Below are 11,935 nucleotides of genomic sequence, written 5' to 3'. Positions count from 1 at the left end.
TTCAAAAATAGAAATTTGAACTAAATATTTTCACTCTATTTTACTATTGAATTTTGAATTGAAACAAATTTAACTATATTTACGCAACCGATTGCATAAACATTTAAACTTGTTATTATGGAAAACAAACTTCTTAAATTTATTCCAACTATTATATTAACCGTACTCTTATTTACATGTAGTAGCAGTGATGAGGGAGGTAATCAAGTAGGTGGCCCTACTCCTGAAAATGTTAGTACCATTTCGGTAAACACGAGTAACACATATCAAAGTATTTCTGGTTTTGGCGCCTGTAATACTGTGTTTAATGGTGTTTCTAGTTTCCCTAACGAGAGTGATATTCAAAAAGCTTATGGTACTGGTGATAATGAATTAGGATTAAGTATTTTTCGTGTAAGTATTCCTGCGTCTCAAGATACCTGGCCAGATATTGCTGAAGTTGCCAAGTACGCTCAAGATAGAGGTGCCATTGTATTTGCCTCTCCTTGGAATGCGCCAGATGACATGTTAGACCCAAACCAAACAGAATTAAGAATATTACCAGAAAAGTATGACGACTATGTAGCACACCTAAATAGTTTTGATAATTTTATGCAAACTCAAGGAGTGAATCTCCATGCTATCTCTATCCAAAATGAACCTGATATAGGTGAGTGGACACAATGGACACAAACAGAAATAGAAAATTTTACTAGAGATCATGCAGGTGGTATTAACACCACAGTGATTACTGCAGAGTCATTTAATTTTAATAGATCCTACTACAATAACGTTTTAAACGATGATATTGCTGTTAATAATGTAGACATAGTTGGTGGCCATATATACGGAGGTGGATTAGGTCCATTTGAATTAGCCGAACAAAAAGGAAAAGAAATATGGATGACAGAGTACTTACTAAATGATTATTCTGGTGAGTATGATGGTAATCCACGATGGAACGCATTTACAGAACTTGAAAAATGGGAACAAACTCTCGAAATGCTTGAAACTATTCATGAAGCAATGGAAAGCAACTGGAATGCTTACACTTGGTGGTATTTAAAAAGGTATTACAGTTTCATCGGAGAAGGACAGCAAGGGACTACTAATGGTCAAATATTAAAACGAGGATTTGCTTATTCACATTTCTCAAAATTTATTAGACCAGGATATATTAGGGTAGCCAATAATATGCAATTTACTGGTGATTTAATGAGTACAACTTATAGAGGCAATAATGAAACAGTAATAGTGATCATAAATTCTAACTCAAACTCACTAGAGCTAGACATATCTGTTGACGGTAATACTCCTGCTAACGGTACAGCATATACTACCACACTTTCATCAAATAGAGATGAAACCGCATTAATCCCTGAGAATGATATGTTAATAGTAAATATTCCATCTTTAAGCGTTGTTACAGTAGTAATACCTGATTAGGTTATATGAAACCCTTAGGACATATCGTATTTGTTATTCTTATATCTTTTACTCAAACTACTGTTGCCCAGTCTAAAAATTTAAGTGATCCGCTTTGCCTTTCAGCTTCAGAAGCACATAAAGCTATGCAGGAAAAATTAGGAATTATAAAACTTAGACCTGGAAAAAATGGAAATCCATCTGCAGCAAATAATCCTGCTAACTACAATCCTCAACTGGCAAATCCGTATCCTAATCTTCCTGACGTTTTAATTACAAAAAACGGGAATAAAGTAACTTCTGCAGACCAATGGTGGAACACCAGACGTCCTGAAATAAAAGAAGGTTTTGCTACCGAAGTGTATGGGAAAATTCCTGAAAATGTACCTGAAGTATCTTGGAAAACACTTTTTACTGAACAAGAATACATAGGCTGGACACCAGTCATAGCAAAAAAACTTGTTGGTCATGTGGATAATTCAACTTATCCGCAAATAGATGTTAATATTTCAATGACTGTAGTTACGCCAGCAAACGCAAAAGGACCTGTACCTATAATTATGATGTTTGGACCATCTGCATTACCTGCACCCAGACAACCAAATCGAGAGGATTTCGCTGTTTTGAATGAAGGTTTACGTAAATTGCTTCAAAAAGATCCAGAATTAAAACAAATTCTAGATAAATATCCTGCTTACAATCCACTTGTACGCCCTGAAGGGGTAAACGATTTTGGTTTTTACAGACAACCTGAAGGTGATCTACCTAAAACTCATCAACTTATTAACGCTGGCTGGGGTTATGCACTAATTGATCCTTCATCAATACAACCTGATAATGGAGATGCTCTTACTTGCGAAGGTATAATTGCCCTTACTAATAAAGGACAATCTCGAAATCCTGATGATTGGGGAGCATTACGCGCTTGGGCTTGGGGAGCCACTCAAGGATTAAATTATCTCGAAACTGATTCAGATGTAGATGCAAAAAAAGTAGGTATTGAAGGAGTTTCTCGATATGGCAAGGCTGCATTAGTTACTATGGCTTTTGATGAACGATTTGCAATAGGCCTCATTGGGTCTTCAGGAAAAGGAGGAACAACCCTTCACCGTAGAAATTTTGGTGAAGCAGTAGAAAATCTTGCTGGTGGTGGTGAATTTCATTGGATGGCTGGTAATTATTTAAAGTATGCCACAGAAGAGAGTGGTTTTGGGTCAATGGATGCTAATAATCTTCCTGTTGACTCTCATGAATTGATAGCTCTTTGCGCACCAAGAGCTATTTTTATAAGTTATGGTATTCCCGAACAAGGTGATGCAAACTGGCTAGATCATCAAGGCAGTTATATGGCAGCAGTAGCAGCACAACCCGTTTATAAACTTTTAGGTAAAGAGACTATGGGTGTTTCAAATAATTATAAAGTAGAAAAAATGCCAAATGTTAATGAGGGCTTATTAAATGGAGTTCTTGCCTGGCGTCAACACGATGGTGGACACACTGACACACCAAATATTTCTCATTTTATAAATTGGGCAAATGACATTTTAAAAGTTAAGAAAGAGTAATTAAAAATTAGAGTTTTTATTATATTAAAAATACTACACTCTTTATAAGTAAGCTATGGTGAAAAAACACCTACGTTAAAAATAGTCTTATTTCTTAATACTACGTTTATCTAATCGTGTACTTAATAAGTTCCACAGGTATTAGAAACTTAATCACTTCAAACGTTATAGTATTTTTCACATTCAACCTCCAAATATTTTAAAACACTGTTTATCAATTAGTTGAAATTTTTTTAACATTTTTTTTCGTATTTCAGAATAAAATTTCACAAAAAATTAACGCAATCGGTTGCATAATATGAATAATAGTGTAAATTTACAGTACCGAAAATAAAAAGCATACATTTTTGAGGATGTGTCCTTTTTTTAAGTAAAAATCTAAAAATTTAATAAAAAATGATCAATCAACTATCCAATGAACGTCGAAAAAGACTAAGAGGGATACTCTTTTTTCTCTTTTTCGGTGGGTTTATACTACCCTCATTAGCTCAAAACATTACAGTATCTGGAACAGTATCTGATGCAAACGGTCCCATACCTGGGGTTAATGTCATTGTCACCAACACAACCAATGGTGCTCAAACAGATTTTGATGGTAAATATTCCATTAATAATGTTTCACCACAAGCTGTTTTAGTCTTTAGTTATTTAGGGTATAAAACACAAGAAGTACAAGTTAATGGTAGAACCACAATAAATATAACTTTAGAAGAAGGTGGAGAGCAGTTGGACGAAGTTGTGGTAATTGGTTACGGTACTCAAAGTAAAGAGTCTGTTACAGGTTCGGTTGTTTCAATCAAAGGAGATGACCTTAACCAAGTAGTAGCTGCTAACTTTCAGGATGCTCTGCAAGGTCGAGCTGCAGGTGTAAATATTCAAACTACCAGTACTAGACCAGGTTCGGCTCCTCAAATTAGAATTCGTGGTGTACGTTCACTTTCAGCTGACAATAATCCTTTAATAGTACTTAATGGAATCCCTTTTTCTGGTGGTCTTAACGACATTAATCCTAATGATATTAAAAGTTTAGAGATTCTAAAAGATGCATCAGCAACGGCAATTTATGGATCAAGAGGTGCTAATGGTGTTATATTAATTGAAACAAAGTCTGGTAGAAAAGGCCAAAAAGCAGAAATAAAATATGACACTTATTATGGTGCTAAAGAAGTATTTGCAAAATATCCTCTTATGAATGCTGCTCAACTAATTCAATTACGCGCAGACGTAGCTGCAAATAGAGGTGGAACACCACTTTTTGGTTTAGCAGGCGATGAATATTTAGGTAATGATACAGACTGGCAGGATTTACTTTACGGTACCGGACTTATAACTGCGCATGATATTAGTGTCCAAGGAGGTACTGAAAACGGAACTTATAATGTTGGTTTAGGATATTTTAAAGAAACTTCGGTTGTACCTGGAGACTCTTTTGATAGATATACTCTTCGTATTCAAATGGATCAAAACGTAGGCGATCATGTTCGCTTTGGCGTAAATTCCGTGACCAATTTTAGCGAGACCAGTGCTATCGCAGGTGTTGGTGGAGCTCTATCGGCTTCACCTCTACTTAGTCCATACGATGAAAATGGTAATTTTCTAGAGTCAGTTCGTCTTTCAACACAAGCTGATGACAGATGGATTCCTACGAGAAATGAAATAAATCGTATCGGAAAAGGACGTGCAAACGAACAATTAGACTTTGGTACATACAACAATATATATGGTGAGGTAAAAATTCCTGGAATTGAAGGATTAAAATATCGTTTAAACCTTGGACTAAATTACAGAACGTCTAGGGATGGTAATTTTACAGGTAAAGGCGTATTTAGTTTTAATCCGGACAACCCTTCTTCAGCTAGTTATGACAGCTCTATTTTATGGGATTATGTTATTGAAAATCAATTACTGTATGACCGTACTTTTGGTAAGCATAAAGTTAATTTTGTCGGACTATTTTCTTCACAGAAAAATCATTTTGATAACGTAGGTATTGCTGCGCAAAACATTCCTAATGAAACCTCTTTATGGTATAATTTAGACTCAGCTTTATCAGAAGACATCACAAGATATGGTACAGGATACTCTGAAAGTGGGTTACTTTCTGTAATGGGAAGAATTCTATATCAGTATGACAATAAATACTTACTTACAGCAACATTAAGATCAGATGGTTCTTCTAGACTTGCTCCAGGTAATAAGTGGTTTACTTATCCTGCAGTTTCGTTGGGTTGGAATATTGGTAATGAATCCTTTATGGAAGATGTTGACTGGGTAAATCTACTTAAAATAAGAGCAGGATATGGTGAAACTTCAAACCAAGCTATAGCCCCTTTCTCTGTACAAGGTAGATTATCTCAAGTAGAATACAACTACGATACTACATTTGCCAATGGATTTTATGTTACGCAACTACCGAACCCTGATTTAGGCTGGGAGTTTTCAGAAACATATAACTATGGACTTGATTTTGGTCTTTTTAACAACAAATTATCTGGTAGTATAGAGTACTATATCACTAAAACCAATGATATTCTTTTAGGTCTTGGTCTTCCACCTACCTCTGGTGTAGGTAGTGTAACCAGTAATATTGGTTCTACAGAAAACAGAGGTTTAGAAATAGCACTTAATGGTACTATTTTTGACGATCCGGATGGATTCTCTTGGGACGTAGGTATTAACGTGTATACTAACAGAAACGAAATTACCTCTTTAGCTTCTGGCCAAATTGAAGACATAAACAACCTTTGGTTTGTTGGTCAACCGCTAAATGTAATTTTTGATTACGATCGCATTGGTCTTTGGAATGAATCTGATCCAGACTATCAATTCTTTGATCAATATGAACCAGACGGAACTTTAGGTATGATAAAAGTTCGTTACACTGGTGATTACAATGAAGACGGATCTCCTACAAGAGCAATTGGTGCCGAGGATAGAGTAGTAATTGATCCTACTCCAGATTTTCAAGGAGGTTTCAATACACGTTTAGCATATAAGAATTTCGATTTTACTGCTATAGGTGCTTTTCAAAGTGGAGGCATATTAGTAAGTACGCTTTATGGATCAAACGGATACTTAAACTTACTTACTGGAAGAAGCAACAACGTTGCTGTAGATTACTGGACGCCAAATAATACAGATGCAAAATACCCTGCACCTGGTGGAGTACAAAGTGGAGATAACCAAAAATATGCTAGTACATTAGGTTATTTTGATGGGTCATATTTAAAAATAAGAGCAATGACTTTAGGATATAACTTTGATCAAGACTTATTAGATGAAATAGGAATTACAAGATTAAGGCTATATGCAACTGTACAAAATCCATTTGTACTATTCTCTCCATTTTATGATGAATCAGGATTGGATCCAGAAACGAACTCTGGTGTTAACGGAGACGGATCACGTCAAAACGTTGCAGTTAATACAGGAAATATTTCTAGAGGTATTCCAACCATTGGAACCAACGTACCTACTACAAGAAACTTTTTGCTAGGATTAAACATAACATTTTAAAAAAGATGAACATGATAAAGATTAAATTTAAAAACGCATTAACAATAGGAATACTATTTATCGCTTTGTTCATAACTTCTTGTTCAGAGGATATAATAGAAGAAGAGCCAAGAGGTGTATTTACACCCGAATTTTTTCAAACAGAATTAGGTGTCCAAGGTGGATTAACCTATTTGTACGAAAATTTAAGAGACATATATGGTTTTGCCTACTTTTTAAATATGGCAGAAACAGGTACAGATGAATACTGTGCTGCTCAGAGTGCTGATAATAATTTCTATGATTTAGACCTTGCAGGACAAGGTAACTTAAGACCAGAAAGTGGTTTTTCTATCGGAAGACCATGGGGAGCTAGCTGGCCAGCAATTAATACATGTAGTGGAATAATTGAAAACGCTGCAGCAGTGGGTCTTGATGATTCTTTAATTGCTGAGGCTCAGTTTTTCCGTGCTTTTTATTATTTCTTATTAGTACAAACATATGGTGGTGTACCTTTAGATTTGGGATCAGGAGAACTTAAATTCAATCAATCTCCATTCAGAGGTTCGGTAAGAAATACAGTACCTGAAGTTTATACTCGTGCAATTATACCAGATTTAATAGCCGCAGTAAATAATTTACCAGATAATCCTAGAGTTACAGGTGCAGTAACTAAAAATGTTGCTAGACTATATTTGGCAAAAGCTTATTTAACCTATGGATGGTGGTTAGAAAACCCTAACGGAATACCAACATATCCAGAAGCACCTCGTATTGATCCGGATGGAAATGGCCCATCTTATTATTTTCAACAAGCTTACAATTTAGCTGTTGAAGGTATTGAAAATCCAGGACCATATCGTTTATTAGATTATTTCTACGATGTACATGAGGGTTCTAATGACCGTCATGAAGAGATGATGCTTTATTCAGACAGAACTCAAGAAAGCGCTATTTACAACGGTGCTCCAATAACTGGATTTGGCGGAACAGATGATACAAATGCTGCTGTATGGATGGTAACATCTAACTATACCACTATTAGTGTAGACGGAGTTGCGGCAGTACAAAGAGAAGCTGCTCAAAGCTACGGTAGACCTTGGACTCGTATGGCACCACCAGTTGGTGTTTTTACAGAAACGTTTACCGATAAAGATATAGACTCAAGATATGATGGAACTTTTGTAAGCAGTTACAGAGGAAACTGGGACAAAGGTGGTGACACAACTCCTAGTTTAGTTGCTGCAAATGGTCTTGAAATAGAACCTGGTGATGCTGTAGTTTCGTTCTTGGATGAATATGACTCAAGCGTCAACTATGTAAATGGAGGTAATATAGGTGGTGGTGAGATAGCAGGTCGATCTGATTATGTTATCAATTTAAATGAAATAAACAGAAGGTTTTACCCAGGATTATGGAAATTAGGCACCTACCGTACTGATAATGAAGGAGGATTAGGTCAGCCAAACGTTGGTGTTACAAGGCCGTTCCCAATTGCTAAATTTTCAGAATTCTACCTTGTTGCAGCAGAGGCTCAAGTAAAAGGAGCGTCAGGATCTTATTCAGCTAGAGATTTAGTAAATGTTCTTCGTGCACGTGCAGGTATGTGGCGTTTTGACAATGGAGAACAACAAGAAAGAATTGAAGATAATAGTGCTGCAATGGTTAATGCAACACCAATGGTTATTGATATAGATTATATTCTTGCTGAGCGCTCCCGTGAGTTCTTCGGTGAAGGTTACAGATGGTACGATTTAGTTAGAACTCAAAAATGGAATGAGTATGCTGACACATATGAAATTGGTGGCAATGATGCATCAGACCACAATCCTACTGTAACAACAAGAAATATAGAGCCTTATCATTACTTGAGGCCAATTCCACAGAACCAAATAGATGCTATGGAAGCAACAGATGCTGAAAAAGCTGCTTACCAAAATCCAGGATATTAGTTAGTTGTTTAAAATTGTGAGCAATTATTTGAGTTAGTTAGTTTCTTTCAATTTAACAAAAGGGGTTGTTTATATAAAAGCAACCCCTTTTTTAGATTTTAATAATCATTTCATATTTTAATTACTAAACGTTTTAATATCTTTTATTACTTCAACCTTAAAAATGATATGGATATATTTAAAACAATATTGTCTTTGCTTCTAGTTATTACTTTAATCTCTTGTTCTTCTGAGTCAAAAAATGACAAGAAAATTAGTAATGCTAAGACACTATTTACCTTACTTGATAATGAACAGACAAACATTCATTTTAAAAATGCTGTAGAGGAGAATTCAGATTTTAATGTTCTAAATTATTATTATGCCTATAATGGTGGTGGTGTTGCTATAGGAGACATCAATAACGACGGGCTAGAAGATATCTACTTTACTTCTAACCAAAATTCCAACAAACTTTATCTTAACAAAGGCGACTTCAAATTCGAAGATATTACATCTCAAGCTAAAGTAACTGATGATGACGGATGGACTACTGGTGTAACGATGGTAGATATAAATAATGACAATTGGATGGATATTTATGTATGTAAATCTGCATCATTAAAAAATAATAGTTTACGAAAAAACAAACTCTATGTAAACCAAAAAAACGGAACATTTAAAGAGGAAGCCCAAAAATATGGATTAGATGATGATGGCTTCTCTATACAATCTTATTTTTTAGACTATGATAAAGATGGTGATCTCGATATGTTTTTAATTAATCACAGAGTAGATTTTTTAAACTCGGTAAATTTGGAATTGATGCTGAAAGACAAGGATTTCTTTCCTCAAACTTCTGACCACTTATACAGAAATGACGGAAATAAATTTACCGACGTTACCGTAAACAGCGGACTTATAAATAAAGAATTTAGCTTAAGCGCATCTATTGGTGATTTTAATAATGATGGCTGGGAAGATATCTATGTTGCAAATGACTTTATAACACCAGACAAACTGTATATTAATAATAAAAACGGGACATTTTCAAATCAAATAAATCAAAGACTAAAGCACACATCTTATAGTAGTATGGGATCAGATATGGCAGATATTAACAACGACCTACTACCCGATTTATTAGTCTTAGATATGTCTGCTGAAGACCATAGCAGAGGCAAACAAAACATGCCAAGCATGAACACAAGCGGATTCTGGTGGATAGTAAAATCAGGATACCACTATCCTTACATGTCTAATATTTTAAACTTAAATAATGGCAACGGCTACTTTTCAGATATTGCTCAATACTCTGGTGTATCAAAAACAGATTGGAGTTGGGGACCATTAATTGCTGACTACGACGGAGATGGTTTAAAAGATATTTTAATAACCAATGGCATTAAACGCGAGATAGCAAATCAAGATTTTGGAAACTTTTTAGACAATCAACAAAACGTGGTTGACACAATGACTATCGATGAAATATTGGATAAAATGCCTTCAGAAAAACTTCAAAATTATATTTTTAAGAATGATGGTGATTTAGCATTTTCTAAGTTAAATAAGGATTGGGGATTAAATCAGAATCTTAACTCTAACGGAGCAGCCTATGGAGACTTAGATAATGATGGAGATCTAGATTTGGTTATTAATAATCTTGAAGATAAAGCAAGTATTTACGAAAATAATGCAACAACTAATTTTTTAAAACTAAGCTTAGTTGGGTCTAAATACAACAAAAAAGCTATAGGTGCCAAAGTAAAAGTCTTAACAAACAAGAAGACACAATATCAAGAACTTTATCTATCCAGAGGTTACCAATCTTCTGTCTCTCCTACTCTAGTTTTTGGAATAAACGATGAAGAACAAATAAAAAAAGTTGAAGTAATTTGGAGTGATGGCAATACTACAATTAAAGAAAATATTCAGCCCAATCAGACACTTACACTTTATCAAGAAAAGGCTAATTCGGTAGAAAGCACTATAAATAATGAATACAAAAGCAAGATTCTACGTATTAAACCTGAATCACTTGGAATTGATTATAGGCATTCTGAAAATGAATTCAATGACTTTTCTACTCAAGTTCTTTTACCACAAAAACAATCCGAAAAAGGGCCAGCTTTTGAGGTTGCAGATATAAACAATGATGGGCTAGAAGACCTATTTATTGGTGGAGCTGCTAATCAAAGAGCAGAGATTTATTTACAACTTTCGGATGGTTCATTTGAAAAAACCGAACAACCTCATTTTGAAAAAGACAAGAAATATGAAGATTTAGGGGCTCTATTTTTTGATTTTGATAATGATGGAGACTTAGACCTATATGTAACCAGTGGTGGATACGAGTTTATTAAGGATTCAAACTTACTCGAAGATAGGCTCTATGAAAATAATGGAAACGGATATTTTTCTAAATCAAATAAACTACCTCGTCTATTATCTAATACAAAAACCATTAAGGCTTTTGACTATGATTCAGACGGAAAATTAGATTTATTTGTAGGTGGTACCGTAATACCAGGACAATACCCATTACCATCAAAATCTTATGTTTTAAAAAACACCTCATCAGGTTTTGTGGATAAAACACAGAGTATTGCTTCTGATTTTGGACAAATAGGAATTATCAATGATCTATTATTTTCTGATTATGATAATGATGGTGATAAAGACATGTTTGTTGTGGGCGAATGGATGCCAATAACGCTTTTTGAAAACAATAATGGTCAATTTAAAAAATTGGTAATATCTAATTTCAATAATACTTCAGGCTGGTGGAATACAATTTCACAGATTGATTTTGATAAGGATGGAGATCTTGACTTTTTTGTTGGTAATTTAGGAGGTAACAACAAATTTCATCCTAGCCCTAAAAAACCACTTCATATCTATGGTACTAACCTTGGGGATGATGAAAATTATGATATGTTTCTAAGCAAAAATTATCATGGTAATTTAGTTCCTGTAAGAGGGAAAGAATGCTCTACCCAGCAAAATCCCTTTGTAAGTAAAAAAATTAAGTCTTACGAGGAATTTGCCAATGCCACTCTATCTGATATTTATGGTGAGCAAACCTTGGACAACTCTTATCATAAACAGGTAGAACAATTTGAATCTGTATATGTTGAAAATCTTGGAAATGGTAACTTTAAAATCACACCATTACCTTATTATGCGCAACTAGGACCTACCCAGTCTTTTGCCTTTTATGATATTAATAAAGATGGACACCTAGATGTTATAGGTGCTGGTGCTATACATGAAGCTGAGGTAGAAACTGTACGTTATGATTCTAACACAGGTTATATTTTACTAGGAGATTCAAATGGAGGTTTCAAAAACTACAAAGACATTAATTTCTACAATGACCTTAACACTAAAAACATGAAATTAGTTAATGTAAAAAATCATTCTTACATATTTATGGCTAATAACAACAAACAGTTGAGTATATTCAAAATTGAATAAGCAACTATATTTCAGTCATTTAATTCACAAAATAAAGTACTATACAGTACTACTAGAATAGGG

General features: G+C 34.6%; 5 protein-coding genes. All 5 read left to right on the top strand.

The annotated features are described in order from the left end of the window. Window positions 1-117 precede the first annotated feature (117 nt). On the top strand, window positions 118-1,425 hold the full coding sequence (locus V1468_RS12575) for a glycoside hydrolase (protein ID WP_331810576.1): 1,308 nt from the start codon (window positions 118-120) through the stop codon (window positions 1,423-1,425). A gap of 5 nt (window positions 1,426-1,430) precedes the next feature. After that, window positions 1,431-2,969, top strand: a complete 1,539-nt coding sequence (locus V1468_RS12570) for a glucuronyl esterase domain-containing protein (protein WP_331810575.1) — start codon at window positions 1,431-1,433, stop codon at window positions 2,967-2,969. Between the two features lie 396 nt (window positions 2,970-3,365). Then, window positions 3,366-6,485 (top strand): SusC/RagA family TonB-linked outer membrane protein, encoded by a 3,120-nt coding sequence (locus tag V1468_RS12565; protein ID WP_331810574.1) that lies wholly within the window; start codon window positions 3,366-3,368, stop codon window positions 6,483-6,485. An 11-nt stretch (window positions 6,486-6,496) separates the two neighbouring features. Continuing rightward, complete coding sequence (locus V1468_RS12560; RefSeq protein ID WP_331810573.1) at window positions 6,497-8,416, top strand: RagB/SusD family nutrient uptake outer membrane protein; 1,920 nt, start codon at window positions 6,497-6,499, stop codon at window positions 8,414-8,416. Window positions 8,417-8,584: 168 nt separating this feature from the next. Further along, complete coding sequence (locus tag V1468_RS12555; protein WP_331810572.1) at window positions 8,585-11,872, top strand: VCBS repeat-containing protein; 3,288 nt, start codon at window positions 8,585-8,587, stop codon at window positions 11,870-11,872. The last annotated feature ends 63 nt before the right edge of the window (window positions 11,873-11,935 follow it).

Source organism: Winogradskyella poriferorum, assembly GCF_036553625.1.
GTDB lineage: Bacteria > Bacteroidota > Bacteroidia > Flavobacteriales > Flavobacteriaceae > Winogradskyella > Winogradskyella poriferorum.
This window is presented reverse-complemented; position numbering and strand designations above follow the sequence as displayed.